The organism is Actinomadura sp. (genome assembly GCF_044508335.1).
In the GTDB taxonomy this organism is placed as follows: domain Bacteria; phylum Actinomycetota; class Actinomycetes; order Streptosporangiales; family Streptosporangiaceae; genus Spirillospora.
This window is the reverse complement of the sequence record NZ_JBIQHY010000016.1, coordinates 62,742-89,516: the sequence shown is the minus strand read 5'-3', so window position 1 is coordinate 89,516 and position 26,775 is coordinate 62,742. Positions and strand designations below refer to the sequence as shown.

Sequence of the window (26,775 nt, the reverse complement as noted above, 5' to 3'; positions counted from 1 at the left end):
CTCCGGAGCCGTGTGCGCAGGTTCGAATCCTGCAGGGGGCGCCTCAGACGATCAGCAAAAACCCCGGTCGGCCGGACACTTCGCTAGGCACCGGGGTTTGTTGCGTATGCAACCATGTGCCAACGACCGTCACGGCCTGAGGTAGTTCCCCGACGGGCCGATACGGGCGAAGAGGCCCGGGCCGATGACGATTGACCAGACCGGCGAACCCGGTGGAGTGCCTGGGTGACCAGCGCTACGCCGTTGCCACGGCGGACGACCGGCCGATGCCCGACGAGCACGATCTTCATTGCGCCGCACCCTGCGATGCTTATGGGCGATCCGGTCTGGGATTGGTGTTCGGCACTTACGACAAGACAGCCCGCACATCTGTGACAGGGCAGGTTCGCCGGAGTTGTCACAGGGCGGACGGCTCACTTGTCGTACCTGGCGACAGATGCCCGACCGATGAAAGGGCTCTGTCATGAAGATCATGGTCATCGGCGGCCGACCCGCCTTCGATCACTGACCACATCGGAAGTACTCGCCTATGAAAGGGCCGGTGAACGTGATGGATGTCCCGAGGCGACATGTGGTTCAACTACTCCGGCAAGCGGGGTTGCCGGGCGTGGCCGACGAGGCCGAGGGGGTGCTGCCCGACCCGGTCGAGTACGACCGGGCGGAGAGCTTCCTCGACCGGCACGGCATTACCAAGGACGAGCTGATCAGCCGACGGGGAGGCAGTCCTTAACTCGTGACGCAGTCCACTTGAACGTGAAAAGTGCCTCGGCACCTCAGACCACATCGGCCCGGCGACCTCCAATGTCCGGTCAAATCTCGGGGCGGTGGGTCACGAGGGTGCGGCGGCGTGCAGGCGCCGGGCCATCCAGAGCGTGGTGGCGCTCAGCAGGACGCCCGAGATCGGGAAGGCGAGGGCGAGGCCGACCCCGGCCGCGATGCCGCCGTACACGATGGGCTGGATGACCTGGGCCGAGCGGTTCGCGAGCATGCGGAGGCCGACCGCGACGCCCCGGTCCTCGCCCTCGGCGCCGGCCAGCAGGTTGACCGTGATCGGCGGGTTGGCACCGAGGCCGGAGCCCATCATGACCGCGCCGCAGGCGAGGAACACGATGTCGGACGACAGGGGCGTCATCGCGACCCCGACGACGGCGATCCAGGTGCTCCAGACCAGCGGTCTGACGTGCCCGAACCGGTGGAGCAGGAAGGGCAGCACGAGGCGGACGGCGAGGGACGACGCCCCGATCGTGGAGAGCAGCAGGCCGATCACGCTCAGGGAGACGCCCTGCCGTTCGAGGAAGAGCGAGTAGAAGGACGTCCTGAGCGACTGCACGAAGATGTTGACGAAGCTGGACGCCATCACGCCGACGACCAGCGAGTTGCCGAGCGACCTGTGCAGGGCCTTGAACATTCCCGGGGGCTGCTCGCCGCGGGTCTTCTCCCGCAGGACGCCCGGCACCAGGAGGGCGCCGCCCGTCCCGACGAGAGTGAACAGGAAGCAGCCGATGTTGAGGTTGTGGAAGCCCCAGGCGTCGTAGACCGCGGCGCCGAGGGACGGGCCGGCGGCCAGCCCGACGCCCCACGCCAGGGAGAACAGGGACAGCTGCCGCGCCGCGGACGGGCCGCTGCCGACCCGCGTCATCATCTCCTGCAGGACGAGCCAGACCCACATCTGGAAGAGCCCCTGCAGGAACATCAGCAGGATCGTCAGGGGGACCGAGGACGCGAACGTGAACGCGCCCGTGGTGACCGCGAGGGCGAGGGTCGACAGCACCAGGACGCGCCGCGAGTCGAACCTGTCCAGCAGGTAGCCGCTCGGCACGGCGAGGACCAGGCCGGCTATGGAGGAGGCACCGGCGCCGAGGCCGATCACCATGTCCGTCGCGCCGAGGGCCTGGAGGTGGAGCGGGTAGAACAGGCGCACCGACTGCGGGCCCGTCCAGTAGATCAGCGTGACGAGCGAGACGAACGACCACCGGGACCGGACGCCGGAGGCGTCCTTCACCGGCGGACGTACCCGGGCGGCTCGTCCATGGTGGTCGGGTGGAACAGGTCGCCGATGGTGAGGGGCTCGGCGATGATGCCCTGCTCGACCGCGTAGCGGACCAGGGTCTCGATGGCGGCGCGGGAGCTCTCGGCGTCGTAGCCGAACGGGTCGGGCCCCATCAGCTCGACCTGGTGCTCGTAGGCGTCCCGGGCCCAGGCGAGGCAGATCTTGCGCGGATCGCGGACGGCGTCGAGCGCCAGGTCCTTGGCGGCGCGGAACGCGCGCAGCGTCTCGTAGGGCAGCCAGGGGTTGTCGTCCACGATCTCGCGGCGCAGCACCACGGTGTGCATGATCGGGAAGATGCCGGTGCTCGTGAAGTAGTCGATCTCGGCGGCGCGCGGGTCCGGCAGCAGCCGCCGCAGGCCGCCGGGCTCACCGAGGACGTCGGGGGTCTCCGGGTAGATGAGGGCGTCGACCTCGCCGCGCGAGGTCAGGTCGACGATGGACCGCCCCGGTTCCAGGCGGGTGATGCGGTAGCCGTCCGGCAGGTTCTCCATGCCGGCCGTGTCGGCGTCCTGGATGACCCATTCGACGCTCTTCAGGTCGAGGCCGTACTGGTCCTGGAGGATGCCCCGGGTCCACACGCCGGCCGAGTTCGTCCAGGTGCGCAGCCCGATCCGCTTGCCGCCGAGCCGGGCGGGCGAGTCCAGGTCCGATCCGTGGCCGACGAAGATGAACGAGTGCCGGAACCTGCGGTGCGGGAACGCGGGGATCGCGACGAACTCGCCGGGCGTCCGGGCCTGGATCGACAGGAACGCGCCGAACGACACCTCGGCGATGTCGAACTCGCGGCGCCGGAACATCCGCCAGTGGCGTTCGGGCGAGGAGAACGTCAGGCACCGGGCATCGGCGGCCTGAATGGTGACGGAGCCGTCGAGCAGCCCCCGGTTGAGATCCGAGTCCCCGAGTGCTACCGACAGGCTCAAGCGTGATGCGTGGGTCACCCGACCGGGCCCTCCCGTTCGTTGCGGTGTATGTACACGACTGTATACTTACGGATGCCAGCTGGTCTGTCAATCGGAGCGGCAGGCCGGCATCGCACTACGGGCTAGGGGTTGATACGTGCTACCCGCCTTCGAACTCTCGCGGCCGGCGACGCTCGACGAGGCCGCCCGGCACATCGCCGCCGGCGGCGTGCCCTACGCCGGCGGCACCGAGCTCGTCGCCGCCATGAACATGGGACTGATCGAGCCGCCGCACCTGGTCGACCTCAAACGGGTGGACGGGCTGCGCGGGATCACGGCCGCCGGCGGACGGATGACGATCGGCGCGGCCACCCGGCACGACGAGGTCGCCGGATCCGCCGCCGTCCAGGAGCACGCGCCCATGCTGGCGACCGCCTGCACGATGCTCGGCAACATGCGGGTGCGCGCGACCGGCAGCATCGGCGGGAACATCTGCTTCGCCGATCCGCGCTCGGACGTGACGACAGCGCTCTTCGCGCTGGACGCGCGGGTGAGCCTGTACTCGTCCGGTGGGCGGCGGACGGTGCCGATCGGGGACTTCGTCCTCGGCGCCCTGGAATCGGACTGCTCGGACGGCGAGCTCCTGGAGGCCGTCCACATCCCCATCGAGGACAGGCACCAGGTCTACCTGCGGCACCAGCCGGCCGAGTACCCGACGGTGTGCGTGGCCCTGAGCGTCCCGAGGTCGCGCCCGGACGCCCCGGTGAGGCTCGTGGTCGGGGCGGTGGGTGAGCGTCCGCAGGTCTTCGACGCCCCCTCGGTGGACGACATCGGACTGGAGACCCTCCTGCCCCGGCTCGACGTGATCGAGGACCTCAACGGTTCCGAGGAGTACAAGCGGCATCTCGCCGGCGTCTTCATCGGCCGGGCCGTCGCAACGCTGAAGGAGGGCACGGATGCATGAGACCGAGGTGGCCACCACGGTCAACGGCCGGCAGGTGCGGGAGCGCGTCCCGACCCGGCTGACGCTCGCGGAGTTCCTGCGGGAGAAGCAGGGCCTGCGCGGCACGAAGGTGAGCTGCGAGTCGCAGGTCTGCGGGACGTGCACCGCCCTGCTCGACGGCCGCCCGGTCAGCTCCTGCACCGTCCTCGCCGCCGACGCCGACGGCGCGGAGGTGACCACGGTCGAGGGCCTGGCGGACGGCGGTGAGCTCGACCCGATCCAGGAGGCGTTCGTCGAGTGCACGGCGCTGCAGTGCGGCTACTGCACTCCCGGCTTCATCATGGCGACCAAGGCGCTGCTGGACCGCAACCCCGACCCGAGCCGCGAGGAGATCGTCCACGCCCTCGAAGGCAACCTGTGCCGGTGCACCGGGTACCTGCCGATCATCGAGGCGGTCGAGCAGGCGGCGAAGCGCCGCGCCGGGACGTACACGCCCGAGCCGAGGCATGTCCCCGCCACGGCGCACGTCGACGAGAACGGCGAACCGTACCGGCACGTCGGGCGGCCGGCCGAGCGCGTCGACGCCCGCGCCAAGGTGACCGGCGCGGCCCGCTACTCGATCGATGTCGCGCACCCCGACTCCCTGGAGGCCGTGGTGGTGCGCGCGGACCGGGCGCACGCCCGCGTCCTGGAGGTCGGCAAGAAGGCCGCGCTCGCCGTTCCCGGGTGCGTCGCGGTCGTCAGCGGCGAGGACCTGGACGGCCTCTACCCGCGGTTCGGGCACATGGTGCCGGACCACCAGATCCTGGCCCTGGACAAGGTCCGCTACTACGGCGAGCCCGTCGCCCTGGTGATCGCGACCAGCCGGCACGCCGCCCACGACGCGGCCAAGCTGGTGGACGTCGTGTACGAGGACCTGCCCGCGGTGCTGGACGCGGAGGCCGCGCTGCGTCCCGGAGCACCGGTCGTGCACGAGGACACCTATTCGGGCGACTCGGTCAGCCAGGTCAAGGTCACGCGGTCGCCGGACGAGCCGAACGTCGCCAACACCCTCACGCTCGGCTGGGGGGACGTCGACGCCGCGTTCGCCGAGGCGCACACCGTCGTGGAGACGACCACCTTCCACCCCGCGCTGTACGCGTACGCGATGGAGCCGTACAACGCGGGCGCCCGCTTCACCGGCGACGGCTGCCTGGAGGTGGTGAGCACCGCGCAGCACCCGTTCATGGTGATCAAGGACCTGGCGCGCGTGTTCGGCCTTCCGCACAGCCGGGTGCGGGTGGACGTGCCCTACATCGGCGGCGGCTACGGGTCCAAGTCGTACACCAAGATCGAGCCGCTGGTCGCGGCCGGCGCCTGGTACACGGGCCGGGCGGTCAAGCTGGACCTGAGCGTCGAGGAGTCGGTCTACACGACCCGGTCCGACTCCGCGACGACCACGATCCGCAGCGCGTTCACCGAGGACGGGACGCTCCTCGCCCGCGACGTCGACATCGTCATGGACACCGGCGCCTACGTCGACAACAGCTCGACCGTCCTGTCCAAGGCGGTGCACCGCTGCTTCGGCGCCTACGCGATCCCGAACCTGCGGGTGCGCGGACGGATCGTCTACACCAACACGGTGCCCGCGTCGTCCTACCGGGCCCTGGGCGCCTACCAGGTCAACCTGGCCGCGGAGACCAACATGGACCAGGCGGCGGACGCCCTGGGCATCGGCCGGGACGAGATCCGCGCACGCAACCTCGTCCGGCGGGGCGAGACGTTCATCCGCGGCAAGCGGCCCATGGACGCCGACCTCGGCGCCGACTTCGCCGAGCTGGTCTCGCTGGTCCGGGTGGAGCCGCGGGAGGGCGTCCTCCAGGGCGCGGGGTTCGGTGTCGGCGCGAACGAGGGCGGCTCGTATCCGACGTCGACCGCGCAGGTGAAGATGTCCCCCGACGGGTCCGCTCTCGTGCTGAGCGGTTCCACGGAGATGGGGCAGGGCAGCAGGTCCGTGCTGACGCAGATCGCGGCCGAGGAACTCGGTCTGGACATGGGCCGGGTGCGGGTGTTCCAGTCCGACACGGCCGGGACGTCGTTCGAGCGGACCACCGGCGGCAGCCGGACCACGACGATGACGGGCCTCGCCGTGCAGCGCGCCTGCGCCGACCTCGTCGGGAAGCTGCGGTCGATGGCGGCGGACCTCTGGGAATGCCCGGTCGAGGACGTCAGGCGGGCCGGCGGCGAGATCGTGCACCGGGACGGTCGGCGGGAGGGCTACGGCCCCCTCATCCGGAAGTGGTACGGCGGCGGTGGCGGTGAGGTCACCGGCCACGGTGTCGTGCGGCGCGCGGGCGAGCTCGAACAGCAGCCGTCGTTCTGGGAGATCGGCATGGTCGGCGTGACCGTGGACATCGACCCCGACACCGGCGTGACCACGGTGGACCAGCTCGTCACCGTGGCGGACGTGGGCTTCGCGCTCAACCCCGTCGGCGTCGAGGGGCAGGACCTCGGTGCCGCCGCCCAGGGCATCGGCGGCGCCCTCTCCGAAGAACTGATCTACGAGGGCGAGCAGATCCGCAACCCCAACCTCGTCGAGTACCGCGTCCCGCGCATCGGCGACGCGCCCCGGCGCTTCGACTCGGTGATCTTCGAGCGGCGGGACGGCACCGGCCCCTACGGCGCGAAGGGCGTCGGCGAGGGGGCGCGGATCCCGGTGGGCGGCGCGATCGCGGCCGCCGTGCAGCAGGCGACCGGGGTCTGGCCGGACTCGCTGCCGCTGACGCCGGAGCGCGTCTGGCGGATGATCCGCCAGGGGCGGGACGGCCGGTAACGCGAAATCGGCTGAGCCCCTCCACCAAGGGGCTCAGCCGAGAGCGGCGGGGACGGCGGCTCAGCCGAGATCCAGGACGACCTTCAGCCGGTCGGCGGACGCCCGGACGGCGGTGTCGAACGCCTGCTGCACCGTGCCGCGGTCGAACTCGTGCGTGACGAGGGCGCCGTAGAGGTCGGGGTGCTTCTGCAGGTACGCGTCGGCCCTGGCGAGGCTGCGGCGCCGGTCCCGCGTGACGCCGCCGACGAGCGCGAGGTTCTTGCGCATCAGGGATTCCATGTTCAGCGGGTAGACGTCGTCGTCGGGGATGCCGAAGTACAGGATCGTCCCGCCGGGGGCGGCCCCCGACACCGCGTCGGCCAGGGTGCCGACCTGGTGCCCGACCGCCTCGATCACGACCTGCGGGCGGTCCCGCTCGCCGACACCGGCGGCCCAGCCGGCCGCGGTCGCCGCGAGCGTCTCGTCGAACCCCAGGACGGGCGGCAGGTCCGACCGGTCCACCGGATCGACGCCGGTGACGCGTCGCGCCCCCGCGTCCTTCGCGACGTGGGCGAACATCGCGCCGATCGGCCCCACGCCGAGGACCACCACGTCGAGGCCGGCCACCGGCACCCGGTCCAGCGCGTAGATGACGCAGGCGAGCGACTGGATCAGGACGGCCGCGCGCGGCTCGAACCGCGGGTCGTAGGGGTGCACCTGCGCCCCGTCGGTGACGACGTACTCGGCGATCGCGTCGGACGCGGTGGCCCACCCGACGACCCGCGCCCCGGGTTCGGCCTCGGGGTGGCGGGACGCGGCGACCTCGCCGACCACCTCGTGCATGGGGAACCCGGGGCGGCCCGGAAGGAACTCCCCGCGGGGGCCGAGGCGGGCACCCTTCGCCCCCTTGACCTTGGGGACGTCGCTTCCGCAGATGCCGCCGGCGAGGGTGCGCAGCAGCACGGCCCCGTCCGGCAGATCGGCCTCACCGGGAGGGGCGACGTCCACCGTCTCGAACACCCCGGGCGCTCGCATTCGCTGGGCCCACATCTCATGCCGTCCTCTCCGCGTCCTTCGTCGCGGCCTCGTGCTCGCGTTCGAGGTTGTCGCGCACGACCGCGAGGAAACGGTAGACGAGGTGGACGAACTTGCTGTAGGGCGCCATGCCGAAGCTCAGCACCACCGAGGCCAGGTGCACCAGGTAGACGATGCCGAACGCGGGGGTGTGGCGGACGAAGAGCGTGAGCAGCCCGGTGAGCGCCAGGAACTCCAGCCCCACGAGGAAGCCGTAGTCCTTGACCGTCATCTGCGCGAAGCTCGTGACCTTGGACGCCTTGGCCTTCAGGAGCAGGAGGCCGGCGCACCCGACCACGAGCCCGATACCGCCCACGGTCCCGGTGATGACGGGGACGGACAGCGGGTCGTAGGGCGGTTCGAGGGCGAACCCGTGCTGCATGAAGGCGGCCGCGGTCGTCGAGACGGTGCAGAGGCCGAACCCGTACATGACCATCGCGTGCAGGTGCCGGCGCCCGGCCGAGGGCTTCTCGTCCTCGGGGTAGTAGCACTCCTCGCCTCCGCCGCGCAGGTAGCGCATCGTCAGCGCGTACCAGACGGCGTGGCGGATCGCGCGGCCGGTCATGCCGCCGGGCGCGCCGCCGACCTCCCGCCAGTAGGCGCGGCAGGCGGCGGCGATGACGACCGCCGAGTAGCCGAACGGGGCGAAGAGGATCAGGAGCGTCACGTTGGAGGAGATCAGGTCGTACGGGGAGTGCGGCCCGCTGTTCTCGATCAGCAGCCCGGACCAGCCCACCTGCAGGACCGAGATCGCGACGACGACGAGCGAGGCGATGACGGCGCCGGAGAAGACGCCGGTCCAGCCCCGGAACAGCCGGGGGACGCGGCGCGGCCACACGTACCGCCGGTAGTCCTCGGCCCGCACCGCGGTGAGCGCCTTCGGGATGTTGAGCTGGAACTCGTGCGGCTCGCTGTACATGCAGGCGTCGAAGCAGGCCCGGCAGTCGTGGCACAGGTTCGCGATCTGGCTGATGTCGCCGTTCTCGAAGACGCTGCGGCGCTCCAGCGCCGGGAACACCGCGCAGAGCCCCTCGCAGTAGCGGCAGGCGTTGCAGATGTCGAGCTGCCGCCCGGCCTCCGCGAAGACCAGCGGGAGCGAGGTGCGGTTCCCGGGCGCCGGCGCCGCCGGGGGCGCGGGGGCGTCAGAGGACACGGCGCGCCGCCTCGGTCCCCGCCTGGCGGCCCCAGACGCTGCCGATCGTCATGCCGAACCCTGCCAGGTAACCGGTGCTCAAGATATTTCCAGACATCATTTCTCCAGCCGCGTAGACGTTGTCGAAGACGGAGCCGTCCTGCAGTCGCACCCGGGCGTCGGCGGCGACCGCGACGCCCATGTAGGTGAAGGTGATCCCGGGGCGCATCTTGATGGCGTAGTACGGCGGGGTGTCGAGCCGCTGCGCCCAGTGCGTCTTGTCGGGCGTGAGCCCGACGGTGCGGCAGCCGTCGAGCACGGCGGGGTCGAACGATCCGGGGACCACCGCCGCGTTGTAGTCGTCGATGGTGCGGCTGACCGCGCTCTTGTCCAGCCCCATCCGTTCGGCGAGGTCGGGAATGCTGTCCGATTTGTCCACGCCGTACATGGGCGGCAGGAACAGGTGGTTGACCTTGGCGTCCCAGAAGGCCACCGCGTACTGCTCGGGCTGCTCGGCGATGAGCCGCCCCCAGATCGCGTAGCGCTTTGGCCAGACCTCCTCGCCCTCGTCGTAGAACCGGTTGCCGGTCGCGTTGACGACGACGCCGAACGGGACGGTGTCGAGCCGGGTGGCGATCCCGCCGTCGAACTTCGGCGCGCGGGCGTCGAGCGCGATCGCGTGGAAGCCCTTCTCCTGTCCGGCGCTCGCCGCGTGCGCCTCGTACAGCAGAGCCAGGATGTTGCCGTCGTTGTGGGGCGTGCCGCGGATGATGTAGTTGTCGACCGCGTCGCCCCAGTAGCGCCGGAGCCATTCGATGTTCGCCTCGAAGCCGCCGCTGGCGCACACCACCCCGCGGGCCCGGACCCGGTGGAGCGCGCCGCCGTACGCGACGACGACGGCCTTGCAGGTGAGGCCGTCGAACTCGAACTGCTCGACCTTGGCCTCGTAGGCGACCGTGATGCCGGGACGGCCGTCGATCTGGCGGTAGTAGCTGTTCAGCAGCGCCTTCCCGCCGCCGAAGAAGAACCGGTTGGTGCGGGCCAGGTGCAGCGTGCCGGCGAGCGGGCTCTGCCAGCGCGCGCCGTGCTCGTACATCCAGGCGTGCACGGTCTCCGACTCGCGGACGGTGAACCAGGCGAGTTCCTCGTCGTTCGGCCCTTCCCCGACCTGGCAGAGGTCCTTCCACAGCTCGTCGCAGGTGTAGTCGCCGCTGTTGTACTCATCGGCCTTGTGGGCGCATCTGATGTTGCGGGTGTGCCGGGTGTTGCCACCTCGCATGTACTTCGGCGCCCGCTCCAGGATCAGGACCCGCGCGCCGAGATCGTTCGCGGCCATGGCCGCCACCACGGCCGCGTTGCCGCCGCCGACGACCACCAGGTCCCATTCCACGCGGGCCCACGGCGCCGTGGGTTCGCTCTGCCGCATAAAACCTCCACCCGAGTCACCCTGACCACGATGTGCAGTCGGATACGACTGTATACAACAGTCTACACACGTCGGGAGGGTGAATGGCAGCTCAAGATCAGCGAAATGCGGGCTAGGCCGGCCCGCCGGCTCCGCCGCCCGTCACCCGCGGCAGAACCTCCTCACCGAGGATCTGCATCTGCTCCTCCCACTCCGGGAAGGAGAGGCGGAAGTCGAAGACGAGCTCGTCCACCCCGATCTCCCGCAGCTCCAGGCACTGCTCGACGATGTCGTCGGCGGTGCCGTACAGCAGGACCCCGCCGAGGTCGTCGACGGTCTCGAACCGCCCCGATTTCGGCTTCACCCAGAACCGCGCGTTGTTCGCCCAGGCGAGCAGGCCCTCGACGTTCACCTTGGCGAGCGCCTCCTCGCGGGTGCGCCCGATCGACGTCGGCGGGATCATTCCGACGGTGGGCCGGCGCCGGCCGTGCTCGGCGGAGATCGTCTCCAGCGTCTCCACCCGGACGCGCAGCGTGTCGATGCCGATGCGGCCCGGCAGCCATCCGTCCAGCCACTGCGCCGCCATGCGCGCCGACTTCGGCGTGTTGCCGCAGTACCACAGCGGGACACGGCCGGTGGGCGCCGGCTTGATCACGGCGTCGGCGAAGTCGAAGGGCGGCTTGTCCCACGACACGGCCTCGCCCGCCCAGATCCGGCGCATGATCTCGAAGTTGTCGAGGACGAGCTCGGGCCGCGGCACGCCGTCGAGCCCCACCGCGGCGAACTCGTGGTCGAAGTTGCCGCTGCCCATGCCGACGATGACGCGCGGCCCGAAGAACTGCGTCATGGTGGCGACGATCTGGGCTGTCATCAGCGGGTGCCGGAACGGGATCAGCGCACCCGTGCCGAGCGTCAGCCGCTCCGTGGACGCCCCGACCGCCGTCAGCACGGTCAGCGCCTCGTAGAAGTCCACGTTGGGCTTCTCGAACTCGCCGTGCGGTTCGAACAGCAGGTGGTCGCGGACCCACACCGAGTCGAACCCGAGCCGCTCGGCGAGCTGCGAGCCCTTGACGATCTTCTGTGCGTCGGCGTCCGCGCCGAAGTGAGGGAGCAGGAGTCCGGTGCGCATCTATCGCTCTCCGAGGTTGTGCACGGCGTCGAGCCGGCCGGCGTCGGCGGTGATCGTGACGTCGCCGAGCGGCCGCAGGTGTTCGTCGAACCAGCGGGTCATCTCCGGGATGACCACGTCCGCGTACTGCGCGTAGGCCGCGTAGTGGCTGGTGTTGCGTTGCAGGATGAGCTTCTTCGGGCCCGCCGCGGCCTCGTAGATGGCCTCGGCGTGGTCGGTCGGGGTGGTGGCGTCCTCGTCGACGGCGACGACCAGCAGCGGCGTGCGCAGCCCCCGCGCCGCGTCGAGCGGGCGGTAGCGCAGCAGCGGGTCGACCATGGAGAGGGGGACCGCCTCCGGGTTCTTGCCGTCGACGTCCTTCTTGAAGCCCGACGCGCGCCGCTCGGGCGTCTGCACCATCACCTCCTCGCGGGGGTGGACGAGCTTGCTCTTCCCGGTCAGGACGCGCCGCCGGCGGTCCTCCTCCAGGTCCCGCAGGTACTGGACCCACTCCCATTCGGTGCGCATCCGGTGCAGCCAGTCCCTGCCGTCCGCGACCGGGACCTGGCTGACCACGGCTCGGACCCGCTCGTCGGCCGCGGCGAGCAGCACCACGTTGCCGCCGCCCGTGCCGCCGGTCGCGTAGGCGCCGATGGCGCCGTGGACGACGTCGTCGCGCGTCGTCAGGTACGTGACGCCGTTGATGAGGTCTTCCAGCTGGCGGGTCGGGTCGACGATGCCCCGCTCACCCTCGGACTCGCCGAAGCCCCGGTAGTCGATCGACAGGACGGCGAACCCGGCCGCGGTGAAGGCCTCGTGGTAGCGGTCGTACGCCTTGGCGTCCTTCAACCCGTACCAGCCCGGTCCCTGGATGATCGCCCGGTACGGCCCCTCGCCGTCGGGTGTGCGCCAGAGGGCGCGCACCCGGTCGGATCCGCTGAAGTACTCGACGGTCTCGGATCTCATGGCCTCCCAATCGTGATGAGCCGCTGCTCGGTCATTTCCTCGATCGCGTAGCGCGGGCCCTCGATGCCCATGCCGCTGTCCTTGACCCCGCCGTACGGCATCAGGTCCACGCGGCTGCTGGACGTCTCGTTGATGTGCACCGACCCCATCCGGAGGTTCTCCGCGGCGGTCAGCGCGTTGCCCAGGTCGGCGGTGAAGATCCCGGCCGCGAGCCCGTACGGGGTGTCGTTGATCTGGTCGATCGCGGCCGGCAGGTCGTCGAACGGCACCACGCTCACCACCGGGCCGAACACCTCGCGGCACATGACGTCCGACTTCGGGTCGACCTCGCTGAGCACCGTCGGGGCGATCACCTGCCCGGCCCGCTCGCCGCCGGTGACCAGCTGCGCGCCGGCCTCGACCGCCGAGGTGATCCAGCCGTGGACGCGGTCCGCCTCGGACGCGCTGATGACGGGCCCGGTCAGCGTGCCCTCGCCGCGCGGGTCCCCGTAGCCGCGGGAGCCGACCTCGTCCCGCAGGGCGGCGACGAACTCCTCCAGCACCCCGCACTGCACGTAGAGCCGCTGCACCGACGTGCAGACCTGGCCGGCCTTGCGGAACGCGGCGCCCGTGCACGCGGCGACGGCCCGCTCCAGCGAGGCGTCGTCGCAGATGATGGTGCTGGACAGGCTGCCCAGCTCCAGCTGGGTCTTGCGCAGCCCGACCGTCCGGATGATGTGCTCGCCCACCCCGGTGCTGCCGGTGAAGGCGTAGAACGCCGGGACGGGGCTCTCCAGGAGCCACTGCCCCACCGTCGAGCCGCCCCCGTACACCAGGGAGATCAGCCCCTCCGGCAGTCCGGCCTCCAGCAGGGTCTCCACCAGCAGGCCGGCGCTGAGCGGCGTCAGCGAGGACGGCTTCAGGATCACCGCGTTGCCGGCCGCGAGCGCCGGGCCGACCTTGTGGACGACGGTGTTGAGCGGCGAGTTGAACGGGGTGATCGCGCAGACGACCCCGAGCGGGTGGCGGACCGTGAACGCGGTCCGGCCGGTCACGCCGGGGGCGCCGTGCAGCGGGACGACCTCGCCGTGGATGCGCTTGGCCTCCTCCGCGGAGATCGTCATCGTCTGCACGGCGCGCTCCACCTCGCGGCGCGCGTCCGACAGCGTGAACCCCGTGTCGTCGACCACCGTCTCCACGAACCGGTCGGCGCGGTCGGCGATGAGCCCGGCGGCCCGGGACAGCACCAGGTACCGGTCGTAGTGCGGGAGCGTCGTCTCGCGCTGGGCGCGGGCGACGGCGTCGAGCGCCTCGTCGACCTGTGCGCGGTCCGCCTCGTGGACATCGGCCAGTTTCCGGCCGTCGAACTTGTCGGTGAGGTCGGTGGTGTGCCCGCCGTCCTGCCACGCGCCGCCGATGAACAGCCGTGCCTGCCTCATCGCGCACCCGCCGTCTCGTGCGGCCCGAACGCGTCCCGCACGTCGGCGGCCGAACGGGCGGCCCACAGCGCGTCGCCGAGCGAGCGCGCGGCCTCCTCGCCGATCACCGGGACGGCGAGGTCGTCGAACTTGTCCCTGAGCTCGGCGTCGGTCAGCGGGTCGTCCGGATCGCCCTTGCGGGTGTCGCGCGCCCGGGTCACCGAGGTGCCGTCCGCCAGGTGGACGGTCACCCGGGCGCGCCGCTTGCCGGGGAAGTCCTTCTCGAACTCGTCCGAGGCGCGCACCGTGACCCGCGACATGAGAGCGCGCAACTCCGGATCGGCGAGGCTCTCGGGAGTGAAGGCGGCCAGCCGCACCGTGCCGAGCCGGAGCGCGGCGGCGAGGCAGTAGACGATGCTGAACTTGGCTTCGAAGGCCGACTGCGGGTCGGTGTAGCCGGCCACCTTCGTCGCGGTCGTGTAGGTCTCGACGTCGACCGAGCTGATCGCCTGGACGTCCAGCCCGCCGGCCCGCAGCTCCAGCCCCGCGTCGACGACGGCGAACGTGTGCCCGCAGCACGAGTGGTTCTTGACGGTCGCCTGCGTCACCGCCCACGGCCTGCCGAGCCTGCCGACCGCCGACTCCCAGTCGGGGGCGTCGGACATCGCCGCACCCAGACCGACCGGCCCCTCCAGGATGTCGAGCGCACCGGTGAAGCCCTCCGCCGCCGCGAACGCCGCGACCAGCCCGGCCTCGGCGGCGTGCCCCGCGTGCAGCGGCTTGCTCATCGCGTCGGACCGGAACGCCTGCTGGAGCCCGGCCGCGTTCGTGGCGGCGGTCGCGACCGCGTGCGCGAACCGCTCGGTGTCGAGCTCCAGCAGCTCGGCCACGGCCGCCGCCGCGCCGAGCGTGCCGACGGTGCCCGTCGTGTGCCAGTAGGCGTAGTGGGCGGGCTGCATCGCCGCGGCGATGCGGTCGCCGATCTCGTAGCCCACCGCGATCGCCCGCAGCAGCCGCTCGCCGGACGCGCCGATCCGCTGCGCCGCGGCGAGCGCGGCCGCGACCGTCGGCGAGCCGGGGTGATAGATCCCGTCGCGGAAGATGTCGTCCAGCTCCGCCGTATGCGAGGCCGTTCCGTTGATGAGGGCCGCGGCGCGCGGGTCCGCCGGCCGGCCGTCCGGGATCAGCCGGGCGGACCCCGGCGAGTCGCCGAGCGCCCGCCGCAGGATCTCGGCCGGCGGCATGCCCGAGCCGGCGAGGGTGGCCGAGTACCAGTCCACGAGGGCCCGGGTGGCGGCGTCGTACACCTCATCGGGCAGCGGCCCGCCGCGGCTCGCCACCGCGAACGCCGCGAAGTCCTTGACGATCATTTCTCTCCCCTGCTCCCGTGCGCCTAGAACTGGGACTCGTACTGGCCCGGGTCGACGCGGGCCTCGATCACCAGCGGGCGGGTGAGCGACCCCATGCCGCCAAGCGCCTTCTCCAGCTCGGCCGCGCTGCTCACCCGGACGCCGTCGCAGTGCATCGCCCCGGCGAGCGCCACGAGGTCCATGTCCTCGATCCGGGTGGCGGTGCTCGGGTAGCCGCGCGCCATCTGCTTGAGCTCGATCCGGTTGAGGCTGCCGTCCGCGAAGACCACGAACACCATCCCGAGCCCCATCGCCGACGCCAGCCGGAGCTCGGTCGCGGTCATCGCGAACCCGCCGTCGCCGACCAGCGCCACCACCGGCCGGTCCGGACGCGCGATCTTGGCGCCGATCGCGCCGGGCACGCCGAAGCCCATCGAGGACAGGCCGTTGGTCATCAGCACCCCGCGCGGCTCCAGGGTCGGCCAGCCCTGCCCGACCAGCAGCTTGTGCGAGCCGACGTCGCAGGTCGCGATGGTGCCGGGGGGCGCCGCCGCACTGACCGCGTCGATGACGTCGGTGGGGTTGAGCGCGCCCGCGACCCGGCCCTCGTAGTAGGCGTCGCGAAGCCGGTCGCGGTGCGCCCGCACGTCGGCCTCGGCCCAGCGCGGCTCGCCCGGCCGGCCCTCGCCGAGCCAGTCCAGGATGGGGCCGATGGCGCCGACGCACTCGACCTCGCTGGCGTAGATCTGGTCGGTGTTGCGGAGCGCGTCGATGTGCAGTACCGGCGTCGACACCGACCACGGTTTGATCAGCTCGACCGCGTCGAACCCCGCCGCGACGATCAGGTCCGCCGACCCGAGCAGGTCCCACAGGATCTTGTTGCAGGCCATGTCGAGGACGCCCGCGAACAGCGGGTGGTCCTCCGGGAAGACGCCCTTGGCCATCGGCGCCACCACGACCGGTACGGACAGGGCCTCCGCGAACCGGACGAGCGCCTCGGTCGCGCCGGCCCGCACGGCGCCGATCCCGGCCAGCACGACCGGCCGCCGCGCGCGGCCCAGCAGGTCGAGCGGGTCCGGCCCGCCCGGCACCCGGGCGACGTCGATGGTCGTCACGGCCTGCGCCGGCGGGGGCGGGGTGAACACCGCGTCGCGGGCCGGCTCGGCGCTGGTGTCCCCGGCGACGGTCAGGTGCACCGCACCCGGCCGCTCGGCGGTGGCGAGGCTCAGCGCCTTGCGCATGGTCGTCGCCGCGGCGCCCGCCTCCACGCGTCCCGCCCACTTGGTGACGGGCGAGAACAGCAGCTTGTGGTCGACCACCTGATGGGTGAAGAACTGCTCGCGCGAGGTCTCGATCTGGCCGGAGATCGCGATCATCGGCACCCGGTCGGCGGTGGCCGCCGCCACCCCGTTGACCAGCGCGGTCGACCCGGGGCCGAGCGTCGACAGGCAGGCGGCCGGGAGTCCGGTGGCCATGGCCCAGCCCTCCGCCATGAAGGCCGCGGTGCCTTCGCGGCGGCCGAGGACGACGTCGAGGCCGCGGACGCGGGAACGCTCCATCAGCTCGATGATCGGATCCCCGGGGTAGGCGAAGATCGTCCGCACCCCGGAACTCGCGAGCGACTCGGCCATCACATCGACGGTCGACGGTACGTCAGGCATGGGTCCCCAATCCGTGAACACCTGGTGACTGCGTGGGCGGGCCGGGCGCGCGGGCCCGGCCGGGGTCCGGCCGGGGCCCCCAGGCGAGCCCCGGCCGGGCGGCGGCCTCAGTGGCCGGGGCGGAGCAGCCGTCCCGACCCCTTCTCGGCGGTGACGTTGCCGTCCTCCATGATCACGCGGCCGCGCAGGATGGTCATCCGGGGACGCCCCTTGCTCTCCAGGTCCTCACTGGACATCCAGCCGCACCTGTAGTGGGAGTGCTCGGCGTGCAGCGTCTCCTCGTGGTCCATGTCGAGGACGACCAGGTCGGCGTCGGCGCCGGGCGTGATGGCGCCCTTGCGGCCGGCGAAGCCGGCGACCTCGGCGGGCTTGGACGAGCACAGCTCCACGACGCGCTCCAGCGAGAGCCGGCCCTTGTTCACCTCGGTGAGCATCAGGCGGAGGTACTGCTCGATCATCGGACTGCCGCCGGGGGCGGTGTACATGTCCTTCCAGCCGACCTCCTTCTCCTCCTTGGTGTGCGGCCCGTGGTCGCTGCCGACGACGTCGATCGTGCCGTCCTGGACGGCGCGCCACATGTGCGGGTTGTCGTCCTCGGGGACCCAGAAGCCGAGGGTGAAGGGCCCGTGCCGCTCGATCTTCGCCCAGTCGTTCGTCACGAACAGCGCGAAGGGGTTGGCCTCGGCCGTCACCGGCCGGCCCTCGGCCTTGGCCCGCGCGACCATCTCGATGCCGGCCCGGGTGGACAGGTGCAGGACGTGCAGCTTCGTGCCGACCGAGCGCTGGAACTCCAGGATGGTGGCGATCGCGGTGTTGAGGACGACGCCGTCCCCGCCGCGCAGCGCGCGGGCGTAGGAGCGGAAGTCCATGCCCCACTGCTCCTGCGAACGCTGCACGAACAGCTCGTACAGGTCGTGGTTGTGGGGGTGGACGTACAGGGGCAGGCCGGTCTCGGCGACCTCCTCGAACACGCGGTACAGCACCGCGTCGTTGGTCAGCGAGGTACCCGGAGGGTGCGGGTAGTCGCGGCCGATGTCCTTCATCATCCAGACCTTGAAGGCCGTGGCGCCCGCGTCGGCCAGTTCCTTGATGTTCTCCGGGACGACACCGGAGGCGTTGTGGCCGAAGTCGACGACCGCCTTGGACTGCGCGTTCTCCAGGTGCGCCTTCAGGCGGTCCGCCGTGGTGGTCGGCGGGTCGACGTTGGGCATGTCGAAGACGGTGGTGACACCGCCCGCCGCCGCCGCGATCGTCCCGTGGTAGTAGTCCTCCTTGTGCGTGTACCCGGGGTCGCGGAAGTGGCAGTGAGTGTCGACCAGGCCGGGGATGACCGGGTCCGACCCGGCGTCGATGGTCTTCTTGGCGGGCAGTTCCTCGGTTCTGGCGAGGACACCGACGATCTTTTCATCACGTACAGCGATCTGACCGGAAATGATGCCCGACGGCGTTACGATCGCCGATGACTTTACGACGAGATCGTACTCGGGAAAGGCCACTTCACAACCCCTTGAAATGAGACGTGGGACGGTTACCCGGGACGCGATCGATATCACCCACCCAGGTTGGAACTGATGGGCCGCACGAGCGGCGGTCCGGCTAGGCTCCGGACGAATCGGAACTCAAGTGCCCGAAGAACTCTTTGAGCACCTTGTCGCCTTTGCGTTTGATGGCACTGGACCCGAGAGTCGCCACATTGCCGGTGATCCCGTATTTCCCGGAGACTCGCACCGACGTCGATGACGGCGCCGGATCGAGCAGCACCTCGGCATCGATCGTGATCCGCGAGCCGACCTGTCGGTCCTGTCCTTCGGCATGGGCGACGATCCTCTTTCCCTCGTCGACCTCGGTCATGTGGATGTCCAGATCCGCGCGCAATCTGAACATACCGACCTTGTCCTGGATAACTGCCGAATAGTGACTGAGCGGCTCGATCTCCCGCGCGTCGTGGACCACGTCGATCCAGCCCACCAACCGCGGCACGTCGGTTATCAGTTCCCATACCGCTGCGGGAGTGCCAGTCACCGAAACAGCCCGGTCGAATTCGAACTCAGCCATCCAACCCCCTTGTATACGGCAGCATACATAGTCGCTGACCAGCTGCGCAAGAGCTGCCTGGCATCGGCCGGGCTCTACTTGTTCGCCGGCAGGAACCGCTGGTCGACGATCGAGTCGATCGGGGGAGCCTTCTTGATGGTGGGGTTCAGCACTGGGACCGCTGCGGCGAGGCCCTTCAGGTTCTCCTCGGGTATGACGCCGTCCGACACCAGGGTCGGGAGGTCCAGAGCGGACAGCCGCTTGGCGATCGACTCGTCGAACCCCCAGGCCTTCAGCTGACCCTCGAACTCGGACTTGTCCGCCTGCAGGCGGCGTACCGCCGCGAAGTAGCCGTTCAGATAGGCGCGCAAAGCGTTCGGGTTCTCCTCGATCAGCTTCTGGGTGGCGTAGATTCCCTCGAAGACCGTCGGACCTATGATGTCCTTCAGACTGCCGAGATCACGTCCGACGCCCTTGGCTTCGAGCTGCCATGCCGTCTGAGCACCGAACACGAACGCGTCGATAGATCGGGACGAGAGCGCCGCACTCAGCGAATCAAGGCTGCCCAGAGCGACGATCTTGATGTCGTCGTTGACCTTCCAGCCCTGAGACTGCGCCAGTTTGACGGTCGCGTAGTAGCCGGCCGACCCGATGCTTGTGACGCCGAAGGTCTTCCCTTTCAGATCGGCGAACTTCGACGCCGTGGATGAATGCTGAACGATCACATTCTGATAGTACGGAAGTTGCACGCCGGCGACGATTCTCGCCTTCAGGCCCTTGGCGATCGCACTCGCCTCCCCCGGAGCCCCGGTCAGGCCGATGTCCGCGCTACCTGCGGCGAGCAGCTGGTTCACCTTCCCCGCACCGCCGGACACGATGTTCTTGACGGTCAGACCCCGGCTCTTCCACTCGCCGAATTTTTCCGCGGTGACCGTTCCCGCCATGAACAGATCCGATGTTGGAGAGTCGCCGAGAGCGACCGTCACCGACATCTTGCCGCCGTTGGCACCGGACGACGAGTCACCGCCCGATGAACCGCACCCGGTCAATAGCAGGAGACAGCTCAAGCCGATCGCGGACGCGGATGACTTTACTGCTCTGAGCATACGAAAACCTTTCTGCTCGGGGTGGCGAGGAAAGAATCGGGTTCTTGAGGTTTGTCATGACTACTTTTCGCGGGCACCGCGGTTGACTAGCCAGTTGAACACCAGCGTGATGATCAATGTGAAGACGATGTAGGCATAGAGGACCTGGGTGTCGAACGTCTGCCCACTGGCGGTGATGGCGGCGCCCACCCCTTCGGTCGCGCCCAGCATCTCGCCGAGAATCACGCCGATGAGACTCAGTGCTGCTCCGATGCGGGCGGCGGCAAGCAGCCCGTGTCGGGCAGCCGGGAGCTCGACGTGCCAGAACGTCCGCAGCGTCGATCCGCCGAAAAAACGGGCGACCGATTTCAGATGCGGATCGACGGACGTCAGCGCTCGGATGCACGCCAACGTCATGGGGAAGAACGCGAGTACCGCCGCGAAGGCGATCTTCGACCGCATCCCGATCCCCATCGAGATCAGGAACACCGGATAGACGGTCACGAGTGGGATCAGCTGAGCCCACGAGGTGAGCGTGCCGACCAGCTTTGCGATACGAGCGCGCCGACTGGCCAGTCCCCCGGCGAGCAGCGCCGCCGCACTCGAGATCAGGAACGCCGTCGCCGTTTCGATCGAGGTGACCCTGAGCTGTGTCCACGTCGACGACTCACCGACGAGATGCCACACTTCGCGCACGATCGAGTCGAAGGTCGGCAGCACCAGAGGTGATACCAGCTCCAGTTGGTCGGCGACGACCCAGAGCACGACCAGCGCGACGACGAGCCCTATGCGAGCCGCCCAGATCGACGACCTCCTGAGCAGCGTGGCTCGCCGCCTGACCCGCGCAATCCCGGCGCCCGGCGTGGCCGTCATCGGGATGACCTCGGGTGCAGCAGTTGGAACAGGGTGTTCCGCAGTTCGGCGAACCGCGGCGTCAGCATGAATGCGGGGTCGCGGGGCCGCGGCTCGTCCACATCGATGGTCGACAGGATCGTCCCCGGCGACGAACTCATCACGATGACCCGGTCCGCCAGATAGATAGCCTCGCTCAGGCTGTGGGTCACCATGACGACCGTGCGCTCGGCCCCCTCGAGAATCCTCGTGATGTCCTCGCCCATGGCCAGCCGGCTCTGCTCGTCGAGCGCCGCGAACGGCTCGTCCATGAGCATCACCGGCGCCTCGACCGCGAGCGCTCGCGCAACGGCGACACGCTGCCGCATGCCGCCGGACAGCTCTTCCGGAAGGCGGTCGGCGTACTCCCCCATGCCCACGCGTTCCAATGCGGCGAGCGCCTTGCGGCGACGCTGGTCCCGCGGCACACCGCGGAACTTGAGAACGAGTTCGATGTTCTCCACCAGCGTGCGCCAAGCGAACAGGCTCGGATCCTGGAAGACGAAGCTCACGAGGTCCGGCTGCGGGCGACCGTTGAGCCGCCTGCCCTCCACCTGGACCGCACCGTGGGTCGGCTCGATCATCCCGCCGATGACGTGCAGCAGCGTCGACTTGCCGCATCCGCTCGGACCGATGACGGTGACGAGTTCCCCCGGCCTCATCGTGAGGTCGGCGGGGCCCATGGCCTTGACCGTGGCCCCGCTCGAGTCGACGTATTCTTTTGTGACCTGTTCGACGCTTATCGCAGGGACGGGTTGCGACATGGGCTTCTCCTCCATGCGGGTGCTCATCGCTTCTCCGCTCCGTGCGAGAGCCACTTGTTCATGGCAAGGTTCCAGACCGTTCCCGCCACGATCGCGGTGAGCGTGAGCAGCAATGTCAGCGCGAAAACGTTCTCTGTCTGAGTCAAAGAGCTGTAGTGCAATATCAGAGCGCCCACTCCACCCTGCGAGACGAAGAGCTCCGCGATCAGAATTCCGGTGAACGCGTGCGTGAGCCCCAGCCACAGGCCTGTCGCGATTGCGGGAAGTGCACCCGGAATGGCGACCGAGAGAACGGTGTCCAGTCGGCTCGCGCCGAACGAACGCGCCGCCGTGAACAACTTCCTGTCGACACCCTGCACGCCCCCCATGACGGCGGTCGCGATATAGAAGATCGCGGAAATCACACCATAAACGATCTTGGATTCCTCACCGACGCCGATGAGGACGAGGAGCAGCGGCAGGAACAGCGACTTGGGCGTACTCATGACGAGAGCGACCACCGGAGCGAAGGCATCACGCAGCCATCGAGACCAGCCGAGCGCGAAACCGATCGCTATTCCGATGACCGCCGAAATAAGGAACGAGACGACTAGTTCGATCGCCGTCGACTCCAGCGCCGACCACACCTCCGAGCTCCGCAGAAGTTTCAGCGCGGCCACTAACACGGTCGATGCTCGTGGCAGGAACACCGTGTTGACGAGACCCATCCTCGCGATGATTTCCCACAGGCAGAAAAGGGCCAGTACCGCTATGGTCAGGTCGGCCTTGGCGGGCCATCTGAGCCTGCCGCTCGACGGAGGGTCGCCCAGAACCTGCCTGCGCGACTCGCGCACGGTGTCGGTCGATGCGCTCACTGTCCGCTCACCCGCTTCGACTCGAAAACGACCCTGCCGCCGACGACCGTGAGGACCGGCCGCACCTCGCTGCCGCTTTCGAGCGCCTCGAGCGGATCACCCGCGAAGCCCGCGAAGTCGGCGTACCTACCCACGGTCAGCGGTCCACGCTTGGCGAAATCTCGAGAGAGCCTGGCAGAGCTCACCGAATGCACCTCGAACGCCTGTCGTGCGCTGATCGCTTCATCGGCGTTGACCACCCGTCCGCCGACGACCTGTCTGGTGACAGCCGCACGCATCGTGAGCATGGGATCGAACGGTTGCGCGCCGGTTCCCGGCGTGACGTTCCAGTCGCTGCCGAGCGCGACGGTGACACCGAGATCGAGCCACGACTTCAACGGAACGCTCCGCCGCACGCGCTCCGCGCCCCAGACGCGGGTCATGCTTCCCTCCGCCTGCATGAAGTGGTGGGCGTACTGAGTGCTGATCCAGACGCCGAGATCGCGCACCCGCCTGCGCTGCCGGTCGGTCGCCATCCAGGCGTGTTCGAGGACCAGGGAGCCAGCCGGCATCGGATGCGCTCGGACACACCGTTCGTGGGCATCCAGCGCAACGTCGATGGCCGCGTCGCCGATCGCATGGCAGGCCACCCTCAGGCCCCGGCCATAACACAGCCGCAGCAACCGCTCCAGGTCATCGACGTTCGTGAAGAGGTGACCGGTAATCTCGGCTTCGTCGCCATCGCCATAGACGGCCGAGGCGGACCCGGCTCCGTCGATAAAGAGCTTCACGCCTTCGATGCGAAGAAGGTCGTCCCCGAATCCGCTGGAAAGCTGCCAGGACCGTACATAGTCGTGTTGCTCGGCCTGACTCCAGGCGGGGTCGACGCGGATGAGGGCGCTCGTCCGCACGCTCAGTCCGGCGGTGCCCCGGAGCCGCTGGTAGGTCAGCAACTCGTCGACGCGCAACCCGGCGTTCCGCACGACGCCGATCCCCGCCTCGTTGTACCGCCGATGAATCTCGCCGAGGCCCCTTACGAGATCGACTTCCGACGGTTCGTCGATGAAGGGAAGGACACTTTCGAACGCGGGATATTCGATCAGGTGGCCGGTCGGGTTCCCCGTCGCGTCTCGGACGATCGTCCCGTTCGCCGGATCCGGCGTGTCCCGGTCAATTCCGACCAGCCGCAGCGCGACGCTGTTGAGCACCATGCTGTGTGCGCCGGGCCGGAGGCAGACCGCTCGATCAGTGACCGCGGCATCGAGGTCGGCAGCATCGGGCAATCGGCCGTCGATCAGCTGGTCCGGAGTCCACTGGCGGGTCGAGACCAGCCATCGACCGGCCGGGACGTCCTCGGCAGCGGCTCGCAGCCGCTCCTGGATCTCCCTGATGGACGTGCACTGTTCGAGCGGTATCGCATACAGGTCGCGCACGGCCGTCATGACGTGATTATGCGAATCCGCTAGAACCGGTGCAATTACGAGATCCGGCCCGTCGATGACTCTGGTATCCGGTCCTACGAAACCCTTTATGTCAGCCCATTTATGCCCGATTCCACAAATCTTTCCGTCCTTCACCGCCAATCCGATGGCTGCCATCGGATTGGCGGCAAACGTATGGACCGCAGAACCGATCAGAACCAGATCCGCACTGTAGCCATTCAGCTCCGAGATTTCCGTCTCCTCACCGATTCCGGTGCCTTTACGACTCGGAGCCGTCCTGCTGAAGCGGCTCCTGCACACCCCGGATACGGCATCGGAATCCAACATAATCCATCTGTGTACAGCAGTACACGAACGAGTACAATAACCGTCAATACTCTGACTCAGGCCGGCGAACGAAACGGAGACCAGATCCGCGACCGGGCGTGGGCGGACCAGAGCGAAATCGGCGCCATTTCGCCCGGCGGAAGTGAAGAAGGTGGTCCGGACTCTCCGCCGGCAGAGAACCCGGTGCCCGGCTCAAGGCCGGTACGCCACCATCCGGCCGGACCACCGAGGCGGAGTCTTCGGGCTTGTGGACGCTCCCTATTCGGCGGACACGATCGAGCAGCCCCCCTCGGGGAATTCCACGGTCACCCGCGCCTGCGGCGCCATGTCTACCGAGGGATGACAGCTTGCGACCACCTGGACCTCATCGGCCAGCTCGATCTGGTAGTCGACGGACTCACCGAGGTAGGTCGCGCTGATCACCGTGCCCGAGGCGTGGTTGACCCGGTCGGCGTCGTCGTCTCCGCCGTGCAGGACGAGGCGCTCCGGCCGGACGACGACCTCCGCCTTGGAGTCGGCGGTCAGCTCGCCCGTCGCCTGGGCCCGGATGCGGCCGACGGCCGTGTCCACCAGGCAGGAGCCGTCGCCCTTGGCCTCGACCACGGTCGCCGGCAGGAAGTTGGACTTGCCCACGAAGTCGGCGACGAACTTCGTCCTGGGCGTCTCGTAGATCTCTCTGGGCGTGCCCAGCTGCTCGACCCGGCCATCGCGCAGCACCGCCACCGTGGTGGACAGGGCGAGCGCCTCGGTCTGGTCGTGCGTCACATAGAGGATGGTCAGCCCCATCTCGCGCTGCAGCCGGATCAGCTCGGCGCGCATGCTCACCCGCAGCTTCGCATCGAGATTGGACAGCGGCTCGTCGAGCAGCAGCACCGGCGGTTCCTGGACGAGCGCGCGGGCCAGCGCCAGGCGCTGCTGCTGGCCGCCGGACAGGTCCGTCGCCATCCTGGACGCCAGATGCTCCAGCTCGCAGACGGCGAGCGTGCGCATCACGATCTCCTTGATCTGGGCGCGGGACCGGCGCGGCGTCTGCGAGGCCAGCGGGTACGCGGCGTTCTGGAACACGTTCATGTGCGGCCAGATGGCGTACGACTGGAACACCATGCCGAGACCTCGGCGGTTGGCGCCGAGATTGATCTTCTCTTTGGACGAGAACAGGGTCTTGCCATTGACGACGATCGAGCCGGAGTCGGGCTCCTCCAGACCGCTGACGCTGCGCAGGAGCGTCGTCTTCCCGCAGCCCGACGGGCCGAGCAGGGTGAAGAAGTCGCCCTCCGCGACATGCAGGCTCACGTTGTCGACAGCCCGGACACGGCCCCATTGCTGCGCCCTCGTCGGCTCGTACGTCTTGACCAGCGACTCGATGTCCAGCATGTGCAACTCTCGTTTCGCGCCGTGGCGTGTGGGGTTCGTTGGGGTCGCGCGGGTGCGGCGCCCGCGGTCGCGTGCGCCGCACCCGCGGTCAGGAGCGCGCCTTCTTCCCGGTCGCCGCGATCATGTCGCTGAACAGCTTCTGGTACCGGGTGATGTCGGCGATCAGGCCTTCGTAGTCGATGAAGAACTGCTCGGCGCCCTCGGTGGCGTTGACACCGATCTTGGAGCCCTTCAGGGTGGCGGTGCGCTGGGACTTGACCCACTGGGTCTTCTGATTGTCCACCATGATGTACTCGGCCAGCAGCAGCGCGGCCGCGGGATGCGCGGCGCCTTTGGCGATGCCGGTGCCGCCGAACTCGGAGATGATCGGCCCGACGTCCGGGCTCCAGGTGAGCTTGCCGCCCCCCTTGATCGTCTTCAGCACCCGGTAGTGATAGTTGTCCGGGGAGATCTTGAACTGCCCGGCGGCGATCAGTTCCGTCATCGAGGTGTGCCCGTCGAACGGGGTCGACTTCTTGATCGCGTCGCCGACGAGCTTCAGCGCCTCGTCCTCGGACATCCCCTCCTCCTTGCGGAGGTAGGCGACCATTCCGTACAGCCAGTCGGCGTCGGTCTGCTCGATCGCCATCCCGTCGGTGAAGTTGGTCAGCAGGTCCCGATAGTCTTTCGGCCCTTGCGAATACGCGTCCTTGTTCCACGCCACGGCGAAGGGGTACACCTGGTCACCGAACCACTCCGGGAACACCGCCTCCGGGATGAGCTGGTCGGTGATCGGCGACTTCAGCTTCGCGTAGTGGCCCTCCTTGGCGATGATCCCCGGATCGCTGCCGGTCGCCGAGATCAGGTCGGCGCGGATCCCGCCGCCGGAGGCCTCCTGTTCCGTCCGCTGCCGCACGGTCGCGGAGCCGGCCCGGTAGACCTTCACCGTGATGCCGGTCTTGGACTTGAAGTCCTTGACGAGTTGGGCGACGTCATCGGCGTTGAACGCGGTGTACCAGGTGACCGACCCGCCTTCCTTCTTGGCGAGGTCGATGAGCTTGTCACGGCGGCTCTGGAGGTCGGTGACGCCGTCCAGCTGGGAGTAGACCTCCTCCAGCTTGTCGTCGCTCGCGGAGCCGCCCTGGCCGCCCGCTCCGGTTACCGTCGGCGAGCCGCCGCAGGCCGCGAGCACCAGGCCGGCGGCCACCAGAATCGCACTGAGACCGCGGCACCGTACCCGGTCAATTCCGAGGATGGAACGTGACATCGGC

General features: G+C 69.3%; 22 protein-coding genes. 3 read left to right on the top strand and 19 right to left on the bottom strand.

Annotated features, from left to right (window positions below; all coding sequences use genetic code 11):
• Window positions 1-607: 607 nt before the first annotated feature.
• The gene (locus tag ACIWVC_RS09250) at window positions 608-730 is read left to right on the top strand and encodes a hypothetical protein (protein WP_396449588.1); all 123 of its coding nucleotides are present in this window, start codon (window positions 608-610) and stop codon (window positions 728-730) included.
• Window positions 731-829: 99 nt separating this feature from the next.
• Here the strand turns inward: ACIWVC_RS09250 and ACIWVC_RS09245 are convergent, their stop codons facing one another.
• Complete coding sequence (locus ACIWVC_RS09245) at window positions 830-2,002, bottom strand: MFS transporter (RefSeq protein ID WP_396449587.1); 1,173 nt, start codon at window positions 2,000-2,002, stop codon at window positions 830-832.
• Entirely contained in the window at window positions 1,999-2,970 is a 972-nt protein-coding gene (locus tag ACIWVC_RS09240) for a hypothetical protein (RefSeq protein ID WP_396449586.1), read from the bottom strand. The genes ACIWVC_RS09245 and ACIWVC_RS09240 overlap by 4 nt, the downstream gene beginning before the upstream one ends.
• A gap of 136 nt (window positions 2,971-3,106) precedes the next feature.
• Here ACIWVC_RS09240 and ACIWVC_RS09235 point away from each other — a divergent pair, with 136 nt between their 5' ends.
• Together ACIWVC_RS09235 and ACIWVC_RS09230 are read left to right on the top strand one after the other, a co-directional pair.
• Window positions 3,107-3,913, top strand: a complete 807-nt coding sequence (locus ACIWVC_RS09235; RefSeq protein WP_396449585.1) for an FAD binding domain-containing protein — start codon at window positions 3,107-3,109, stop codon at window positions 3,911-3,913.
• Window positions 3,906-6,704, top strand: a complete 2,799-nt coding sequence (locus ACIWVC_RS09230; protein WP_396449584.1) for a molybdopterin-dependent oxidoreductase — start codon at window positions 3,906-3,908, stop codon at window positions 6,702-6,704. The genes ACIWVC_RS09235 and ACIWVC_RS09230 overlap by 8 nt, the downstream gene beginning before the upstream one ends.
• Before the next feature lie 60 nt (window positions 6,705-6,764).
• On the opposite strand, the gene ACIWVC_RS09225 is transcribed toward ACIWVC_RS09230, so the two are convergent.
• The 17 genes from ACIWVC_RS09225 to ACIWVC_RS09145 all read right to left on the bottom strand — a co-directional run bounded on the left by ACIWVC_RS09225 (window position 6,765) and on the right by ACIWVC_RS09145 (window position 26,771).
• The gene (locus ACIWVC_RS09225; RefSeq protein WP_396449583.1) at window positions 6,765-7,718 is read right to left on the bottom strand and encodes a zinc-binding dehydrogenase; all 954 of its coding nucleotides are present in this window, start codon (window positions 7,716-7,718) and stop codon (window positions 6,765-6,767) included.
• Window positions 7,719-7,734: 16 nt separating this feature from the next.
• Window positions 7,735-8,910 (bottom strand): tricarballylate utilization 4Fe-4S protein TcuB, encoded by a 1,176-nt coding sequence (gene tcuB, locus ACIWVC_RS09220; protein ID WP_396449582.1) that lies wholly within the window; start codon window positions 8,908-8,910, stop codon window positions 7,735-7,737.
• Window positions 8,900-10,315, bottom strand: coding sequence for an FAD-dependent tricarballylate dehydrogenase TcuA (gene tcuA, locus ACIWVC_RS09215; protein WP_396449581.1), 1,416 nt, complete (start codon window positions 10,313-10,315; stop codon window positions 8,900-8,902). Before tcuA ends, tcuB begins: the two co-directional genes overlap by 11 nt.
• Before the next feature lie 112 nt (window positions 10,316-10,427).
• Window positions 10,428-11,423: an LLM class flavin-dependent oxidoreductase gene (locus ACIWVC_RS09210; RefSeq protein WP_396449580.1), complete on the bottom strand. Its 996-nt coding sequence runs from the start codon at window positions 11,421-11,423 to the stop codon at window positions 10,428-10,430.
• Window positions 11,424-12,368, bottom strand: a complete 945-nt coding sequence (locus tag ACIWVC_RS09205; RefSeq protein ID WP_396449579.1) for an alpha/beta hydrolase — start codon at window positions 12,366-12,368, stop codon at window positions 11,424-11,426.
• On the bottom strand, window positions 12,365-13,786 hold the full coding sequence (locus tag ACIWVC_RS09200; protein WP_396449578.1) for an aldehyde dehydrogenase family protein: 1,422 nt from the start codon (window positions 13,784-13,786) through the stop codon (window positions 12,365-12,367). Before ACIWVC_RS09200 ends, ACIWVC_RS09205 begins: the two co-directional genes overlap by 4 nt.
• Window positions 13,783-15,135, bottom strand: a complete 1,353-nt coding sequence (locus ACIWVC_RS09195; protein WP_396449577.1) for an MmgE/PrpD family protein — start codon at window positions 15,133-15,135, stop codon at window positions 13,783-13,785. Before ACIWVC_RS09195 ends, ACIWVC_RS09200 begins: the two co-directional genes overlap by 4 nt.
• A 23-nt stretch (window positions 15,136-15,158) precedes the next feature.
• Window positions 15,159-16,775 carry a thiamine pyrophosphate-binding protein gene (locus ACIWVC_RS09190; RefSeq protein ID WP_396449576.1) on the bottom strand — a complete coding sequence of 539 codons (1,617 nt, stop codon included), beginning with the start codon at window positions 16,773-16,775 and terminating at the stop codon, window positions 15,159-15,161.
• 107 nt (window positions 16,776-16,882) lie between these two features.
• Window positions 16,883-18,271 (bottom strand): dihydroorotase family protein, encoded by a 1,389-nt coding sequence (locus ACIWVC_RS09185; protein ID WP_396449575.1) that lies wholly within the window; start codon window positions 18,269-18,271, stop codon window positions 16,883-16,885.
• A gap of 100 nt (window positions 18,272-18,371) precedes the next feature.
• Window positions 18,372-18,830 (bottom strand): CoxG family protein, encoded by a 459-nt coding sequence (locus ACIWVC_RS09180; protein WP_396449574.1) that lies wholly within the window; start codon window positions 18,828-18,830, stop codon window positions 18,372-18,374.
• A 74-nt stretch (window positions 18,831-18,904) separates the two neighbouring features.
• Window positions 18,905-19,915, bottom strand: coding sequence for an ABC transporter substrate-binding protein (locus ACIWVC_RS09175; protein ID WP_396449573.1), 1,011 nt, complete (start codon window positions 19,913-19,915; stop codon window positions 18,905-18,907).
• A gap of 60 nt (window positions 19,916-19,975) precedes the next feature.
• Window positions 19,976-20,767, bottom strand: a complete 792-nt coding sequence (locus tag ACIWVC_RS09170) for an ABC transporter permease (protein ID WP_396449572.1) — start codon at window positions 20,765-20,767, stop codon at window positions 19,976-19,978.
• Window positions 20,764-21,576: an ABC transporter ATP-binding protein gene (locus tag ACIWVC_RS09165; protein ID WP_396449571.1), complete on the bottom strand. Its 813-nt coding sequence runs from the start codon at window positions 21,574-21,576 to the stop codon at window positions 20,764-20,766. The genes ACIWVC_RS09170 and ACIWVC_RS09165 overlap by 4 nt, the downstream gene beginning before the upstream one ends.
• Window positions 21,573-22,403: an ABC transporter permease gene (locus ACIWVC_RS09160; RefSeq protein ID WP_396449570.1), complete on the bottom strand. Its 831-nt coding sequence runs from the start codon at window positions 22,401-22,403 to the stop codon at window positions 21,573-21,575. Before ACIWVC_RS09160 ends, ACIWVC_RS09165 begins: the two co-directional genes overlap by 4 nt.
• Window positions 22,400-23,980: an amidohydrolase gene (locus ACIWVC_RS09155; protein ID WP_396449590.1), complete on the bottom strand. Its 1,581-nt coding sequence runs from the start codon at window positions 23,978-23,980 to the stop codon at window positions 22,400-22,402. The genes ACIWVC_RS09160 and ACIWVC_RS09155 overlap by 4 nt, the downstream gene beginning before the upstream one ends.
• Window positions 23,981-24,409: 429 nt before the next feature.
• Window positions 24,410-25,525, bottom strand: a complete 1,116-nt coding sequence (locus tag ACIWVC_RS09150) for an ABC transporter ATP-binding protein (RefSeq protein ID WP_396449569.1) — start codon at window positions 25,523-25,525, stop codon at window positions 24,410-24,412.
• Between the two features lie 88 nt (window positions 25,526-25,613).
• Window positions 25,614-26,771, bottom strand: coding sequence for an ABC transporter substrate-binding protein (locus ACIWVC_RS09145; RefSeq protein ID WP_396449568.1), 1,158 nt, complete (start codon window positions 26,769-26,771; stop codon window positions 25,614-25,616).
• Between the last annotated feature and the right edge of the window lie 4 nt (window positions 26,772-26,775).